A 15,926-nucleotide genomic window follows, 5' to 3' on the forward strand; every position below is an offset into this window, starting at 1 on the left:
CTACGGCGTGGTAGAGGCGTTCCTGAAGCGAAGCTGCAACGATTTCTGCGCCGTCTGCGATGACGACGGATCGGTCGCAGTGATCCGTACAAACACTGCCTGTTGACCCATCAGCGCTTTCAGCGTCACCGAGATTTGGAAATTCCCGCGAGGGCCGGCCGTCGTGTTGCCGTTGAATAGGCCCGCGCCGCCTTGCGCCGCGCCCGCAATGACGTTGATGGTCGCGTTCGGCGCGGTGCTGCCCGCTACCGTGAACGTGCGACCGACGGCGGCATCCGGATTCGGCTGGCCGATCGTCAGCGAGATCGGCGCCGGTCCAGATCGACGCACGTTGAACGACCAAGAATGGTCGAAAGCCGAACCGCTACCACGGGCGCGCCCGTTGACTCGCACGCTATGCGAACCGAATTCGAGCGGTGCCGGAGGTTTGTAGGAAAATCCGCCAGCCCACACTCCGGCACGACCGGTGATATCGTTTCCGTCTAACCGCACGCGTACGCTGGCAGCTTCAGCTTCGGGCGCAAAGTTCGCCGAGATCACCGCGAAGCGATTGTCGACCGTGCTGCTCGGCGAAGGCTGTTGATTGCGCAACTGTACCGGCGTTACCACCGGCGGTGGTAACGGCCGACCCGTCGTCGTGAACGACCACGAATGATCGAATGGCGCGCCCGATCGTCCGCGACCCGTTACTCGAATCGTATGCGTTCCATTGGCAAGCGCATCCGAAGGCCGGAAAGAAAAGCCGCTTGCCGATACGTTGCTGGCCCACGTGATGTCGCGTCCGTCTAGCCGGACGTTGATACTCCCACCTTCGGCTACCGGCGAGAAGTTCGCCGCGATTCTTGGGTTGCGTTCGTTCACCGTACCGTTGGGTGCGGGCTCGAGGTTCCGCAACTGGACGCGAGCCGCGGGCGGCGGCATCGGCGGCGGGTGGTTCGGCCGAGGCGGCGGTGGTGCGTAGCCGCCTCCGCCTCCGGATGATGTTATTGCAACGAGCTGCGTGTTGCCGTTGTAGTCGACAACGGCGCCCAGCGATTGCGCGACGAATCGTAACGGCACGTAGGTGGTCGCGCCGATGATGAACGGCGCAACGTCGAGCACTTGCGGTTGGCCGTTGACCGTTGCTTGCTGCGAACCGATGTTCAGCGATACGCTGGTGCTGCCTTTGGTCGAGTTGATCTGACCGTTCTGGTACACCACGCTGGCGCCGAGGCGTTCGAAGATGCTCCGTAACGGAACGAAGACGCGCCCGGCACGTTCGATCGGTCCGGGGTTCAAATATAATGGCTGTCCGTCGACGTTGACGGTAACGCCCGCGGCGACCGCCGGGCTTCCTGTGAAAACGAACGCAACGATTACGAGCGCCGATATGAAGCGAAGCATGGTCAACCCCCACTGAGCCCAGGCAGATGTCGCTTGCTTCTCTCTTTGGCTAGCGACAGCCTAGTTAGGCACCAGTGCCCGCTGGTTACTGTGGCCGAAAGACTGTGCTCCAGTCGCGTTTCATATCCACGACCGTCCAACCCCTAGCCTTTGCTTCGTCGAGCGCCTTATCGAGCTTGCCGAACGGAGAATGCGCGTCGTACGCATACTCGCGCTCTGCGTCGGTGTGGTGCACGAGACCCATCAGCCGCGGGCCTTCGCCGGACGCCGTCCACTGCAGCATCTCTAAGTCGCCGTCGGAGTTTCCGAAGGCCGCGATCGGCTGCTGCCCGATGAACTCGTGGATCCCGACCGGCTTACCGTTGCCGTCGTTTAGCAGATTGATCTCGGCGGTGCGAACGAGCACCGGCTGGTTGTCGCGCATCTCAAACGTTGTTTTTATCGAACTGCCGACCACTCGTCGCAGCGGTACGCCGTACACGCGTTCGGCCCACGGACGAACGAATTCCACGCCGCCGCCGGTGACGATGTACACGTCGAAGTCGTTTGCCCGAAGATATTCGATAAGCTCCAGCATCGGCTGGTAAATGCACTCCGTGTAAAGGCGGTCGAATTTCGGATGGCGAGCCGTTTCGATCCAGTCCTTGGCGATTTTCGCAAACTCTTCGGTCGTCATTCCGCACTGCGTTGCCGCGAAAAGCTGCATGATCGCCGGCACTCCTGCCGCAGCTAATCCAGCCAGATCGTTTTCTAAAACGAACTTGAAGGGTGCCGTCGTTTTCCACTCGGGATGTTGCGGAGCGGCCTCACGAACGCTTTCGAGTAAAAACGCAAGCTGTGTGTACATCGGCTGCTCGACCCACAGCGTCCCGTCGTTATCGAACAGCGCGATGCGATCCGGCACGCGCACGAAGTCGGGACTTCCTTGAGTCGTTGTTTTCTTTACGAAATCGGTGATCGCGGTTTTTGTTGTACCATCGTTCCACGAAGGAAGAGGGTCGGCTTGTCGAGTGTTGTCCGGCATATTCAAAGGCTTCCGAGCCCAGCGAATACGGACCTTTACGGTACGAAGTAGTAGTCGTGATGTTCGCTGCAGTGGGGATTGAACGACGCGCTGCAAACCGCACAACGCGTCGAGCTGTCCAGATACCCGGCAATTGTCAGCTCCGATTGGCAGGCGCCGCACAGTATTGCGCGCTCGCCGCGCTCTTCGCGAGGCCATGGCTTGAGGGGGTGGCCGGCGAGCGTGTCGTGGCATTCCTTGCACGCGAAGTACTCGCCGCAGCACTTCATCTTGATGGCGATCACGTCGACCGGCGAGTTGTAGTGAGCGCAACGGGTTTGCGCATCGACGCTGACTCCGCGGACCTCTGGCATCACGCATGCTGTATTCAATCGGGGAGCCGCGTTCGCATGCGCGACCCCTCGGTACGCTGGCCGCACGGCCGGACGATATCGTAGGTTCATGCGGAAATTACGATCGACCATCAGTCTCCTCGCCTTAGCCGGTGTCAGCCTCGCCGGCTGCTCTCAACCGGGAGGGCCGGCCGTCCCGGCTACCTGGCAAGCTGCCGGCCTAAGCGGCGATGCTTCAGCCTTGCAAACCATCTACTCATTCACGGGAGTGCCCGACGGCACGTCGCCCAATGGCGACCTGATCGCAGTGAAGGGCGCACTGTATGGGACGACGGCGAACGGCGGAGTTAGCAATCTCGGAGCGGTGTTTAAAGTCAGTCTCGCCGGAAACGAGCAGATGCTGTTCTCGTTCGGCGGCGGCGCCGGCAGTAACTCGCCAAACTCGGGGTTGCTGTATCGCTCCGGCACGTTGTATGGAACGACCAACACCGTGTCGTACGACATCGACGCAAAGGGCAACGAACACGTGCTGCACGCGCTCGGCGGCGGAGCGGATGGCTACGACGAGCAAGGACCGCTCGTCTATTTCAACAGTCTCTTCTACGGCGCGACGCAACTCGGCGGTGAGAAGCAGTGCAACAGTGGTTGCGGCCTCGTATACGCGGTTTCATCCGCCGGAAAAGAACACGTCGTGTACGATTTCAAAGGCGCCGGCGACGGTTTCGATCCACAGGGCGGCGTCGCGCTCGCGGGCAGCACCCTCTACGGCACTACGTCGTACGGCGGCAAGGACGACTCCGGAACGATCTACAGCCTAACCGCCAACGGCACGAAGAAAACGATCTACAACTTTACGGGCGATAGCGACGGTTCGTATCCGACGGGCAGACTACTGATTTCGCAGGGTACGATCTACGCTGCAACACGGTACGGCGGACAATACGGATATGGCTCCGTCGTAGCTATTTCGGCGGCCGGTAAAGCTACCGTCCTTCACCAGTTTTCGAATAAAGCCGATGGCGGCCAGCCCAACGGGAGCCTCGTTCTCGTAAAGGGCACGATCTACGGAACGACACTTCAAGGCGGCAGCGGCGGCAAAGGCGTGGTGTTTTCGCTCACGCATGCCGGCCAAGAAAAGGTGCTCGGCGATTTCCACAGTTCGAACGGCGACACGCCGCAGGCCGGTCTCGTGTTTCTCAACGGTTCGCTCTACGGAAGCACGATCAAAGGTGGACCGAAAAATGCGGGAACCATCTTTAAAGTGAAGCCGTAACGATTTCTAATTCTTGAGCCCCGTTCCAAAGTGTGAGGCGCCCAAGCTCGCTCAGTTTTTCCATCCCTTGCGTGATGGTCATGAAGTGATTGCCTGCAAGTTGCCCCAGTTTGCTGGCAAAGTGAACGCCGCCGTACGGGAGGAGCAGCTCCGCTTCGCTGTGTCCTCCCGGGTAATAGATGAGTTGTCCAGGCGCCGGATAGCTGGTCGCATTTTCAAACGGAAGGTGCGACGCGAGATCGCCGAGTGGTATCCAACAGCCCTCACCGCTCCAACGACAGTGTATGATGTGCTGTCGAAGCGGAAGTAAGGACGCGAAGAACTCGCACGTCTTCGGCGCTGCTGCATTTTCAAATCGCGCGGAAAACGTAAATGGCCCGGCCTTGATTGTAACCGCGTTCATCGAGCAAAGCCACGTTGGCGCAGCCAGGTGAGCATGACGGCGGGATAGCCGCGAGTGTATCGCACCGGCTTCGTATCGTCGAAGCCGTTCGACGTCACCTTCATCGTGTGTCCTGCGTCTGCAAACCAGCGAACGGTAAGATCGTGCATGCCGGCTCGTCGAAACGCGACTTCGATCGCCGGAACGTCGTGCGTGACATCGACCTTCGTGTCGCGCGCGCCATACAGCGCGAGGGTCGGCGCGCGAACCGTCGCCAGCGTCTCTGCGGGATCGTAGCGTAAGAACCGTCGCCATCCGCTCAACTGCGGCTCCTCGAACGCCGTTTTTACGGGAACCAGCGGGAGCAGCGAATCATCGAACCAACTCGCGCGTGCTGCCTTCGCGTACGCCGTCTTTGCCGTTGGGATGGGCGTGCGCCCTTCGATTGCTGCGAGCACGATCTGCCAGGTTTCGACGGCGCGTTGGGTGTCCGCTGCAGTATGACCGATGCCGCGCATCGTCTCTTTCGCTTCGTAGATAACGTTTTGCTCGACGCTCGACGCTGGCGCGCTCTGAAGGATCATAAACGCGATCGGGCGGTCTACGGCTACAATCGGCGCCGTCCACCCGCCATTGCTGAAACCCCAGATGCCGATGCGTTGTGGATCGACGCGCGGATCGGTACGGAGCGCATCATAGATCGCGTTGGCATCGCGCGCTCTCTGCGGTGGTCCGTTCGCTAGCCAATTGCCGCTCGATTCGCCGGTGCCGCGCTGATCGTAACTGATAACGTTGACGCCGTTACACGCGAAGTACGGTACGATCCAACCCATCTCGCGCGTTTCTGCGTCGCTTCCGTGAATCAGCAAGATCGTGCTGCGAGGAGCGGCGCCATGGTAGTACAGGGAAACTCCGAGGACGCCGAGCGGCGAGCGAACGACGCGCCGTTCTTCTTGCACGGCGCAGACGCTCACGAGGTGCCGGTCCGGCGGCAATGCACCGCTCGTCCCAGACGAGGCGTTCAAATATTGTGAGTACGCGGAATCCGGGAGCTCGTGTTCGGTCCCGACGTACAACTTCGCGCCCGTTGCGTTCAGATACAGGCCGGGGGCGAGCGAGGCGGCGTCGACCGCGAGTGGCGATGCGACGAATAGGAGGAAGGCCAGTGTCGCGGTGAGCGGCTCTCGTTTCACAACTATTCTAGAGGAGCGCGACGCCGTATGTTTCGACGTCGCGCCCCTAAAACGCGGAGCCCTGGGGCGAGAAGCTACTGACCCGCGGGCGGCGGATCTACTGCTGGGACGAGTAGCGTCCAACCGCTTTGGTTGTCGATGCCGGATGTGAACTCCGTGACCAGCTTGCCCTGCGGATACGTGTACTCTTTAATCGCCGCGGGATTGTTGTTGACGTAGCAGACCAGTTCGGTAAAGAGCGTTCCGACGTAGATGCGGTCCTTCTTGGCATTCAGCCCCGGTCCGACCCACTCGTCGCAACTCGGGTTGCCGGTGATCACCGATGACGGTGACGTGGCACCTTTCTTAAACGTGTCGATCTTGGCTGGCAGATTGTAACCGGTAATACCCTGCTCGGTCACGATGATGGTGTCGTCTTTCAGCACTAAGATGCCACCCGGGGACGTTCCAAGCGTGATTCCGAGGCTCGTGGGTGTCGTCGATCCATGCACGAACTCGTCGACCGCACCGCCCGGCCCGCTCTTTGCCTGATACGCAAAGAACACGTTGTGATGCTGGTCGACTGCGACCCAGCCACAACAGCTGCCGTTAGTGTCGGTCAGCGTCGACGTCGGCGTGTTGCTTCCGGGCGCGAAAACCAAAATTTCGCCGTGTCCCTCATTTTCGTCGGTCGCGTAGACGGTGCCGTCACCGTCGATCGCGACTCCAACCGGAATGTGCGTGACACCGGTCAGCGTTCGGAACGGCGTCGACGCTCCAGGCTTGTACACGTACAGGCTGGGACCCGAGCCGGCGGTATTCAGAGCAACCCACAGATTGCCGTCGCCATCGACATGGACGGAGTTTGGACCGTACGGCGCAGTGCTGATCTCTCTCAACAGCGCATGTTTTTTGTTTGCCGAGACGACTTCGACGGCGTTACGGTACCAGTTCGCAACGTAGACGACCGAGGCTCCGCTCCCGTTTGGAATCGACATCGCGGATTGCTGCACTGGAATCATCGGCGAAGTTTGCTGCGACCCGCCGGAGCAGCCGCCGACGAGCGCCGCCGTGGCGCAGGCGAGAAGCGGGACAAGCAAGCTCCGAATCGAGAGCGGTCGACCAGGGTTCATAGGGTCCTCCCACAAGCAACGGACGTGTACGCCAATCTTAGCTATCGCGAGACACGGAATATATGGGGAACTACCTACCTTCATCGTTCGAATTGCTAGCAGATCAGCCGGGCTGGCCGTTTGTGGGCCGTGTCGCGCAAGTGAAGGCGGCGCGACAGCTCGTTATGCGCGCGAAATCGGGAACCGGCGCCGTAGCGTTGATCGACGGCGAGCCGGGAATGGGCAAGTCGCGCTTTCTGTATGAGATTGCCGCGCGCGAGTCCGAAGCGGCGGTGATGATTCCGCTCGTTTGCTCTGCCGCGATAGTCGACGAGGGACGTCCCTTACGCGAGCAGTTGACCGCAGCGTTGCGCGGACGCGATGTAGCCGGAGTCGCTCGGCAACGCCCGGTGCTCTGCACGATCGACGACGTGCACAACGCGACAACCGACGACCGCGCCGTCATCGAAACGTTAGCATCTGCCGCCGCCGCGCACCGCGTCGTGGTCCTCGCGTCGTGCGCGAGCGAGTGGTCGGGCGCATGGACCCGCGGCGGCGCTGTTTCGATGAATCTCGCGCCGCTCGATCGTTCGCGATCGGAGATCTTGCTCAAAGCGATGCTGTCGGTTTCGGGCGAGTCTGCCGATGCCCAAACGGTCGCAACCATCCTGCGCATCGCCGCCGGCAGCCCGCGATATTTGCACGAACTCGTTGCGAGACTATCCGACTTTCGCGCCGGCAATGCATCGCTGATTCCGCAGTCCGCCGAGGCGCAGGTCGTGATGCTGCGGCGCGAACTCGGACGCAGTAACTTTGAAGTTTTGCGCGAGGCCTCGGTTTTTGGCGCGGAGTTTCGGGAAGAGTGGCTGGCCCGGCTCGCGCGGCGTTCGAACGACGAGGTTATCGCCGCTCTACAAGACGGCGTCGATTCCGGGTTGATACGCGAGCTCACAAATCGGCGGGCGACGTTCGTTTTTCGCGACGAGGGCGTGCGATCCGCATTGTACGAGACGCTCGTAACTGCGAGAAGGCGCACGCTCCACCGGCGCATTGCGTCGCAATTGTGCGGCGACGATTCCGGCGACGAAGTCAACGCGCTGGCCGCGCGGCACTGGGCCGAAGCCGGAGAGGCCGGCCGTGCAGTCGACGCATTGCTGTCGGCGGCGGCGCGCTCCGCGAAGCGTTTAAACTTCGGCGATGCGCAAGAACTGGCGCGAACGGCCGCTGCGCTCTCCGAGCGCGATTCCGATGCGTGGTGGAATGCCCAAGAACTAATGGCCGATTTTGCAGCGGCGACCGGGGAGTTTCGCGGTGCGTCGAGGCTGCGCCGCCGGCTCGCGCAGCATTATCGCGCGATGGGCCGCGATGACGATGCGTTCGATCAGCTGTTTAGCTTGATGCACGACTATTGGTACGACGGCCGGCCCACGATGGCCGACGCGATCTACGGCAAGCTGCAAAAATTCGCCGACCAGCTGCAAGGCAGCCGGCCAGCGCAAGTCGAGATCGGCTATGCCGAACTGTGCGGGGCTGCCGGACGCAGAACCGAGGCACTCCGCATTCTCGCGCAGCTGCCTGCAGAAGCCTTAGCCACGCAGACGCTGGCCATTCAATATCGCCGGCAACTCGCGTCGATGGGAAGCCGCGACCGGCCGATTGCCGATACGCTCGCGATGTTTGAAGAGTCGTGCGCGCTCGCGCAAGCAGCCGGCGATCATAGCGATGCGTATTATACGGCGTTTGCTGCTGCGGCGGCGGCGGCCGAGTTGGGGTTGGTGAGCCTCGGGCGTGACTGGCTTGCGAGAGCCGAACGGGTGTTGTTCGCGCATGCGGACGCAGCCGTTGGAACGGCGCGGTTCTTGCCGCTTCAACTGTGCGAGCTGCTGTTGCTGCAAGGACGCTTTGAAGAAGCGCGCGATGCAATCGCGGAAGCCGGCTTGGGCAAGCGTTTGGGCGGTTATTTCGAAGCGCTGTTGTCGGGGTTTGGCGTGTTCATCGGAATGCGCCTCGGCGATGCATCCCTCATCGCGCCATACTTCAATAACGTGCACCTGCACCGCTCTATACGCGCGGGCCAAGCTGAAGCTACGGGCGTGTTGCTTTGGGGTTACGCCGAGTTCATGCAGTCGCAGGGCATGCACGACGAGCTCGCGACGGCGCTGCGCCGCTGCACGGAAAACGAACTGATCGACCCGTATTTTTCGATTCAACTGCACTGCGCGCGTTTTGGAAGCGACGATGACGTTAGCATCGCGCGCAAACAACTCGACGTCGAGGTTTCGCGCGAGAGCAACGTTGTCGCGCGTGCCTGTTCGAAACTCTTCGACGCGTTCGCGGCGGCGCGCCAAAATCGCGTCCGTGCGGCGGCGAGCGCGGCACGAGCGGCGGCGGCGGCGTTTCGCGAGTTAGAGTGGCCGTGGCTGGAGGCGTTGGCGCTCGAAACGGCCGGCGATCGCGCAGAGGCTATGGCGCTGTACACTGGATGTGGCGCCGTACGCGACGCGGGCCGCGCGGCGGGTCTGTCGCGCAAGGAGCGGCGCGCTGCGTTCGGCGCATCGCTGACGCCGCGCGAGTTGGAGATCCGCACGCTCGTGCCGCTGGGACTGACGAATCGTGAGATCGCTAATCGGCTGGGCGTGACCGAGCGTACTGTCGGACATCATCTCGAGTCGATCTACAGTAAGTGCGGAGTGCGAGCGCGGTGGCAGCTCGGCCCCGAATAGACTGTTACAAGGGAGAACTCACCGGAAAAGCCGGCGGCGCACAGCGCCCAGCCCTCGGCACGCCGGCCGCACGCGCTTGCGATACGATGACGCCACGACAGCTTCACAAAGGATGTGTCATATGATGAGATACCCGCTCGCGCTCGGCGCATTGCTGAGCATTGCTCTTCTCACCAGTGCCGAGGCGGCTCCGACGCCCGCACCCGGGGGAGCCAACCAAGTGAGCGCGTTGTCGGGCAAGATCGGTCAGACGGTGTTCAACGGTAATCTGCGCATCAAGATCGTCGAACTACGCGCGGCAACGGCATCAGATAGCCAAGGAATCGAGTATCCACCGACTCCCACCGCCGCCCAGAACACGATGTACATGCGGGTTTTGCTGAATAACGGCACGCACGACGTTTGGGGCGGGATCGTAACGTACACGCTTGCCGATAAGGATGCCATCAGCGTCGAGATCCCAACGAATTCGGTCGTAAAACCATCGCTACGCATCTTACAAGGAGCCGCTGCCCGCCAAACTGCGTTGTTCCTCGTCGATAAGGATTTCGTTCCAACCAAATTGATCGTCGACTGCTCTACCTGTGCCTCGAATGCCGGCTTCCGGCCAATCCGCTTCACCATCAGCCCTTCCTAATTTCGAGTTGTGGATGGGAGCGTTGGGTGCGGTTCGACAGAGCCGGTTGGGCTGACCAAGGCGCCCGCGTAGCGGCGAATTCCTTCGCCGAAGCTCGGTATGCCCGAGTCGAGTCCAATATATTCCGGCATGCCGAGGGTGTACGATCCGAGCACTGCGGTGCCGTTTGATAGTAGCATCCAATCCGACGAGAACTGACCCGCTACGATCGAGAGGTCAATAGATTGCGGTTGCTCCAAAACAAACCATGCGACACCCGGAGAGCGCGACATCCTGCGTATGTCTGTTGCGGGCGATCCGGAAACAACGTTAGGCCAGTTGTCGAAATCGTCGACGGCATCCTCATCCGCGTATTGGTAGTCCTGTAAACTCCGCCACGGATACGCCATGACGCGCAGTTCGGGGCGTGCCAATGCGCGTCGTATCCAAGCGATTCGAGCCAATCTCGTGCCAAGCGCGATCGACGCTGCAAGTGTTGCCGGTATATCACGTTTCGTCACGTTCACCGGGCATCGAAACTGAACCCAAACACTGCTGTTCCAGCCCGGCGACGAAAGCATTCCGACAACGCTGTTCGCGTCCTGATCGTACACGAGGTTCTCGAGCCGATAACCCTGCGCCACCGCGTACCGCCGAAGTACGGGAGCCAGTATCGCTGCAGGCGGCAACTCGGCTGGGTGGCCCGAATATTGATAGAGCTTCTGTCGTATGTCGGTACCATATTGCTGCGGCAAGATGCTTCCATCAAGCCGGGTTAGATTCGGATCCGATCGCTTGGTTATCGACGCTAAGGCGACGCCGATGTCCGGATCGTAGCTCGTCCATGGGACGCCGGTCGAGGTAATGCTCCAGGGAATCATGTACGCCAGATGTGAGTCCGAGGTGAGTTTCAGTATAGCGCCGCTCGCGTATGTAATAGTAACCTCGGTGCTGCCATTGAAGCCGTCTTCGAGGACGACGCCATCCGGTGAGTTGTTGTAGTCTTCCAAGAACGATGTTAGGTTGTGGGCGTCACGGCAGCGTTGCTCGAACAGAGCCGATGCCTGTCGCGACGATGCATATGCACCGAGCTGCTGACTCGTGATCCGATCGCATTCGCGAAGTAGCGTAACCGACTCGGCGCTAGACGTAGAGGCCAGCGGCGAGAACGACGCGCTGTATATAGCGTCTAGAAGTCGAGATAGCGCAGCGGTGAATAGCGGATGGTCGTTCGCCTGGAAGTCGCTCGCTTCGAGGACCGTCTTTGTGGGACTTCCATTCCCGCGAGACTCGATCGTTATCGAAGAAACGTCAGCCACCCGTTCGCGCGCCGGCAGGCTTGCGATCGGGCCGATTAAAACCCCGTCGGCGCTGAACAATGCCGCGACTTTTCGATACCAACCGGTGCCTCCGAGACGCGACTCGTCAAGGCCGGCCGCCGACATCAATGGCCCAGGGTTGTATGCAACGAGAATCAGTCGCTTGTCGGGTAGTAGCACCCAGGTCGAGCTGCCGTCGACATCGCCTTGTTTGGCCGGCTCGATCCAAAAAACGATACCCGAAGTTCGCGCGAGCGGCAGCAAAGGTGCAAGATCGGCTCTACTGTTTGCCAGCTCCGAAAGCTGCCCGATGTCTTGAGATGCGAAATCGTCGCCGACAATCTGTACTTGCAACTGCGGCCGAAGAGAGATCGCTCGAACCCATGGAAGCGCGGCCAGCTTATCGGCTCGCTCGATCGGGGTGGCCAAACAGTTGGCCGCCGATGTCGCGTCGGTGGGTTCTGGGCAATCGAAAGCAACAGTAATTCCGCCCCATCGTGGCGATCCGATCTCGCCGACGATCCGTGAACCGCTCAGTTCGCTCCATTTCGCGAACACGTTTGCAGACGCCATTGCGTTTTGAAGCGGCTCGTTGCGGACGACCGGGGCGGGAGTAGGCATGGAGGCAGGCGGTTCCACCCGTAAAGTCTCCGCATATTCGGCAGCCAGAAAGGTAGGGCGCAGCCGGTCTGCGTTTACATCGTTGTTGCCGAAGAGTGCCAGGATGCTCTTGGCGATCGCCGTGTCGTAGACGAGAGTTTGCGATGACGGGTCCACGACTCGCCAAGGTAACATGAACGCATTTTGGGATTTCGAAATGGCGGATATGGTATGACCGTCGTCAAATTTGACAACGATCGCTTCCTGTGGATAGTCGTCCGTGTGAAAGCTACGATTGCTGGGCGACAGGTATTCCGAAACGAAGGTATTTGCACCAGCTTTACACGTCGACAGCGCCGCGGCGCCGAATGCCTTGTCTCGCATTTGGGCAGCAAACTGATAGTTCAAGGCCGAGCTGCAGTGGTCTATCACGTACGTCGCCAAATCTGCTATTTGGGCTTTGGGTACGTGGCTCGCTCTGCTCCTAAGGGCATCGAGTAAGGTCGAAACCCTCGCACTATCGATTGCCTCGCGATCAAGAATAAACCCGGTTCGCGAGCGGTGGATCCTGCCCACGTACCGTTCACCCTTCGCCATGCCACCATGACTCGAGTCCAGACTAATGCTCACGATGTGGGCGGTCGTTTCTGAAGCCGCTTGACGCGACGTCATAACCGGTTGACTTTGAGAATACGCCGTCGCAATGCTAAATACGAGCGCGACGATAAGCCCCATCCAACAAAGCCTCCTTACTCTCGTCATTCGGTACCTAAACGTGTACTCCGGCTATTCGGGCGCACGAATCGTTCGATGCGACGGAGAAGACGGCAGTATGCACTTTTCTTGCCGTGCGTTGCGACGCCTGGGGGTTGTTCTAACCATTTACGCGACGGCCGCACTGCTGGGCTGCGGGATCTCACCGCAGCCGGACGCTATGCCGCGGGTCGCAGCGATGCGCCCGCCGCTGGTTTCGTCTGGGACCACGCTGATCATCAGCAACCAGCATCACCGAACGTACAGACATCTCTCGATCAGCACGCTGGCTGGAAACTGTATCGACGTTGAAGACTCCACCGACATTACGATCGAAGCGTCGCAAATCGGACCGTGCGGCGGTAACGGCATTAGCATTAGCGGTGGGCGGAACCTTCGGATTATCGACAGCTACGTTCACCCCGAAACTCAGAGCACTGGTTGTTGCGATCATAACGATAGTATCTTCGTAGCAGATGCGACGGCCGTTACGATTCAGGGAAACGTCCTCGCGTACGGCGAGTCCAACGTAGAAGCCGGTCAGCATACAAAGCAGCTCGTCGTTATCGGCAACTTCCTGTTGAATCCGCGTGGGCCGTATCCTCGGGGTCAAAACGTGCAAGCATGGGGCGCGAGCGATGTGATAGCGGACGAAAACTACACGCTCAGCAGCACGGATACGAAACGGTACAAGTACCCTGACGATCAGGAAGACTCGATCAATTTTGGCGTCGGCTCGAGTTTCGTTGCAAAAGACAACTACATCACAGGCGGCCACAGCGCGAGTGATTGCGGTCTCATCGCCGACGACGGAGCGAACGGCGCATCGTTCGTGCGCAATCAACTCGTCGACACGGGCGGTTGCGGGATCGGCATTGCAAGCGGAACCCAACAACTCGTTAGAGACAACCAGATCATCAACCGCACGCCCGTACCGGGTGCCGGGAATACTGCGCTGTACGTCTGGAGTCAGTATAAGGGCGTCGACTGCGGGCCGGTGAGCGTGATCGGCAACGTCGCGACGGAGTTGCGGAAGGACGGCACGCAATCCGGATACTGGAATGGCGGCGGCTGCTCGCCGGTCACCTCGAAGCACAATGTGTGGAACGAACGGGCGATGCGATTGCTGACACCGCCCGACAAGAAGCTTCCACCGCCAACGATTCCGCCGAAGCCCAGCCGGTGCGTGATCGAGTCGCCGTATTCAAACCAGACCAAGTGGCCGGCTTGCTAGTTACGAGTCTTTGGCGACTTTCTCGAGCGCTTCGGCGGCGTAGCGCCTGCGCCGCGGACCACCCTCGGATCAGTGAAGAAACTCGACTTCAATCTGTGAGTCGGGGTGCACGGCGGTAACGACGGCCTCTTCGTCCTCGCCCTTTACGACCACGTGATCGCCGAGCCGGATCAAGACGCACACTCATATCGTGAATTACTCATGCTTGTACGGTACAACGGAAGGTCCGGAACGTGCAAGTCACGCTCCTCCTGGGGCCAACGAACCTCCGTCGAGGAGTGGCTTGAGAAATGCGCCGTCGTTGACGCCGACTTCGGATGCAATAAGGTCGTTCAGTAATTGGTTCATGCGCAGAATCGTTTCGCGATGTTTCTCCGGCGCAAGGACCAGGTTGTGAACCTCGTGAGGATCGGTGTGAAGGTCGAAGAGTTGCGCGTCGTTGTTCTTGAGAATTTCCTCGAGTGTCGTCGGCGTATTGAAGGCCGTCGGCGCGTAGAAGCGGCCGAACTTGTAGCGTCCGTCGAAGGCAAACGAAACCAGTCCACGTTTCGTCATGCCCGCCTTTGCAATTGGGGGCTGCTTCGTGGAGTCGAGCATTTGCGATTCCATTACTGTCTTCAAATATTCGGCATCGACCGTTCCAAGACCGAGATAATTGTACAGCACGCCCTTGCGCACTTGGTGGACGCTTGCCGAATCCGCATTCGTCAGCAGACTTGAGAAGTCACGTCCCGGGAAACCCTCGATCGCCTGCGCCCGCTTTTCTTCGGGTAAACCAGTAAGCCCCACGAATGTTGGCACTAAATCTAGGTGACTCGTGAGGGCCACGCACTTCGCACCGCTTTCGCCCGTTGGATGGGCGATAAACATCGGCACGTGAGCGTTTTGCTCGTAAATAAACGGCCCTTTCCCTTTAAGGCCGCCGTGCGAGCCACCCATTTCGCCGTGATCGGCTGTAAATATCACGACCGTGTCGCGCCACAAATCCATTTCGTCGCAAACGTCGACGATCTGCTTGACGCTACGTTCGTTATCCTGAATCGTGTTCAAATAGTAGTTGTAGAAAATCGTCCACATGTCTTTACGGTCGGTAGGAATCGTGCCGGACCAACCGTCCCAGCCCTTCTTATATTCCGCGATCGCCGCGGGGGTACCGGGCGCACTCAACGATTCAGAAAGGCTCGGCGCCAACGTCAACGGCCATTTCTTTTCGTAGATAGTGTTCGGCGGCGGAGGCGGTATGGCGGCCGCCGTCACAGCCTTTTGGACCGGCGGTTCTCCGGGAACGTTGGCATCGCCGTACATGATGTCGTGCGGGTTGACGAAGCCGGCAACCATGAAGAATGGCTCGCGGTGCTTGCGTGACTGCAAGGCCGCATTGCGTAGCCAGCGCACGCTCTCACCAGCAATGAACGAATCGTTTTCAAAGCCGCTCAGGGGAGCGCTACCAATGTCCCCGCCGGCGCTGAAAGCGTCGAAGCCGTATGGCTGGGCAACCGTGCTATAGTTCACCGTTGGTTCGGGGTCCAATATGTTCTTGTCCATCTCGAACTTACCAAAATAGGCGGTCTTGTAGCCGAGATTTTTAAGGATCGAGCCCATGTTGGGGATAGCCGGGTTAAGCGTTGGAACGAAATCGAACTGCATTTGATCGATGACGTGGTGGTACTGCGGAGGCCGCCCCGTGAGGAAGGTCGCGCGTGACGGCGAGCACTGTGCCGATGCGATGTAGTGATTGGTAAACGAAACGCCATTGCGCGCGATTCTGTCGGTGCCTTGGAGCTTGTAGTCGGGTCCGCCGAGGAGTTGGTGGGTTTGCTGGTCGACGATAATAAAGATGATATTATAAGGCGGTTTGCCCGCCGGCCCTTTTCGGACGTGACGTTCTTCGCTCGATTGTGCGGACGGCGATGCCTCCGCGACGCTGGGCAGTCCGAGCGCGGCCGCGGCCAGAGTCGACGCTCCAACCAAAAGATCGCGACGATTCACCGTAGCTTTTGATT

12 protein-coding genes are annotated in these 15,926 nt (G+C 59.9%); 4 read left to right on the forward strand and 8 right to left on the reverse strand.

What is annotated here, in order from left to right; all coding sequences use genetic code 11:
• The 3 genes from VGF98_14470 to VGF98_14480 form a co-directional block, all read right to left on the reverse strand.
• Positions 1–1,383 (reverse strand): copper amine oxidase N-terminal domain-containing protein, encoded by a 1,383-nt coding sequence (locus tag VGF98_14470; GenBank protein HEY1682847.1) that lies wholly within the window; start codon positions 1,381–1,383, stop codon positions 1–3.
• Positions 1,384–1,468: 85 nt separating this feature from the next.
• Entirely contained in the window at positions 1,469–2,407 is a 939-nt protein-coding gene (locus tag VGF98_14475; GenBank protein HEY1682848.1) for an HAD family hydrolase, read from the reverse strand.
• Positions 2,408–2,442: 35 nt separating this feature from the next.
• On the reverse strand, positions 2,443–2,760 hold the full coding sequence (locus VGF98_14480; protein HEY1682849.1) for a CHY zinc finger protein: 318 nt from the start codon (positions 2,758–2,760) through the stop codon (positions 2,443–2,445).
• An 88-nt stretch (positions 2,761–2,848) separates the two neighbouring features.
• Between VGF98_14480 and VGF98_14485 the strand changes: the two genes are divergently transcribed.
• Positions 2,849–4,012 carry a choice-of-anchor tandem repeat GloVer-containing protein gene (locus tag VGF98_14485; GenBank protein HEY1682850.1) on the forward strand — a complete coding sequence of 388 codons (1,164 nt, stop codon included), beginning with the start codon at positions 2,849–2,851 and terminating at the stop codon, positions 4,010–4,012.
• Here VGF98_14485 and VGF98_14490 read toward each other — a convergent pair.
• The 3 genes from VGF98_14490 to VGF98_14500 all read right to left on the reverse strand — a co-directional run bounded on the left by VGF98_14490 (position 3,996) and on the right by VGF98_14500 (position 6,666).
• Positions 3,996–4,415 (reverse strand): DUF3830 family protein, encoded by a 420-nt coding sequence (locus tag VGF98_14490; GenBank protein ID HEY1682851.1) that lies wholly within the window; start codon positions 4,413–4,415, stop codon positions 3,996–3,998. The genes VGF98_14485 and VGF98_14490 overlap by 17 nt on opposite strands.
• Positions 4,412–5,587, reverse strand: a complete 1,176-nt coding sequence (locus VGF98_14495) for an alpha/beta hydrolase (GenBank protein ID HEY1682852.1) — start codon at positions 5,585–5,587, stop codon at positions 4,412–4,414. Before VGF98_14495 ends, VGF98_14490 begins: the two co-directional genes overlap by 4 nt.
• A gap of 74 nt (positions 5,588–5,661) precedes the next feature.
• Positions 5,662–6,666 carry a hypothetical protein gene (locus VGF98_14500; protein HEY1682853.1) on the reverse strand — a complete coding sequence of 335 codons (1,005 nt, stop codon included), beginning with the start codon at positions 6,664–6,666 and terminating at the stop codon, positions 5,662–5,664.
• Positions 6,667–6,761: 95 nt separating this feature from the next.
• Here VGF98_14500 and VGF98_14505 point away from each other — a divergent pair, with 95 nt between their 5' ends.
• On the forward strand, positions 6,762–9,401 hold the full coding sequence (locus VGF98_14505) for a LuxR C-terminal-related transcriptional regulator (GenBank protein ID HEY1682854.1): 2,640 nt from the start codon (positions 6,762–6,764) through the stop codon (positions 9,399–9,401).
• Positions 9,402–9,522: 121 nt separating this feature from the next.
• Positions 9,523–10,038, forward strand: coding sequence for a hypothetical protein (locus VGF98_14510; protein HEY1682855.1), 516 nt, complete (start codon positions 9,523–9,525; stop codon positions 10,036–10,038).
• On the opposite strand, the gene VGF98_14515 is transcribed toward VGF98_14510, so the two are convergent.
• Positions 10,035–12,131 carry a hypothetical protein gene (locus VGF98_14515; GenBank protein ID HEY1682856.1) on the reverse strand — a complete coding sequence of 699 codons (2,097 nt, stop codon included), beginning with the start codon at positions 12,129–12,131 and terminating at the stop codon, positions 10,035–10,037. The genes VGF98_14510 and VGF98_14515 overlap by 4 nt on opposite strands.
• 637 nt (positions 12,132–12,768) lie before the next feature.
• Here VGF98_14515 and VGF98_14520 point away from each other — a divergent pair.
• Positions 12,769–13,923 (forward strand): hypothetical protein, encoded by a 1,155-nt coding sequence (locus VGF98_14520; protein HEY1682857.1) that lies wholly within the window; start codon positions 12,769–12,771, stop codon positions 13,921–13,923.
• Between the two features lie 240 nt (positions 13,924–14,163).
• Here the strand turns inward: VGF98_14520 and VGF98_14525 are convergent, their stop codons facing one another.
• The gene (locus VGF98_14525; GenBank protein HEY1682858.1) at positions 14,164–15,912 is read right to left on the reverse strand and encodes a sulfatase-like hydrolase/transferase; all 1,749 of its coding nucleotides are present in this window, start codon (positions 15,910–15,912) and stop codon (positions 14,164–14,166) included.
• Positions 15,913–15,926: the final 14 nt, after the last annotated feature.

Origin of the sequence: Candidatus Tumulicola sp. (genome assembly GCA_036490475.1) — a bacterium.
Taxonomy (GTDB): Bacteria; Vulcanimicrobiota; Vulcanimicrobiia; order Vulcanimicrobiales; family Vulcanimicrobiaceae; genus Tumulicola.

Excerpts from the sequence above, each read along its gene's own strand:
- VGF98_14470 (HEY1682847.1), bottom strand. The coding sequence starts at position 1,383 with ATGCTTCGCTTCATATCGGCGCTCGTAATCGTTGCGTTCGTTTTCACA.
- VGF98_14475 (HEY1682848.1), bottom strand. The coding sequence starts at position 2,407 with ATGCCGGACAACACTCGACAAGCCGACCCTCTTCCTTCGTGGAACGAT.
- VGF98_14480 (HEY1682849.1), bottom strand. The coding sequence starts at position 2,760 with ATGCCAGAGGTCCGCGGAGTCAGCGTCGATGCGCAAACCCGTTGCGCT.
- VGF98_14485 (HEY1682850.1), top strand. The coding sequence starts at position 2,849 with ATGCGGAAATTACGATCGACCATCAGTCTCCTCGCCTTAGCCGGTGTC.
- VGF98_14490 (HEY1682851.1), bottom strand. The coding sequence starts at position 4,415 with ATGAACGCGGTTACAATCAAGGCCGGGCCATTTACGTTTTCCGCGCGA.
- VGF98_14505 (HEY1682854.1), top strand. The coding sequence starts at position 6,762 with ATGGGGAACTACCTACCTTCATCGTTCGAATTGCTAGCAGATCAGCCG.
- VGF98_14510 (HEY1682855.1), top strand. The coding sequence starts at position 9,523 with ATGATGAGATACCCGCTCGCGCTCGGCGCATTGCTGAGCATTGCTCTT.
- VGF98_14515 (HEY1682856.1), bottom strand. The coding sequence starts at position 12,131 with ATGTTACCTTGGCGAGTCGTGGACCCGTCATCGCAAACTCTCGTCTAC.
- VGF98_14520 (HEY1682857.1), top strand. The coding sequence starts at position 12,769 with ATGCACTTTTCTTGCCGTGCGTTGCGACGCCTGGGGGTTGTTCTAACC.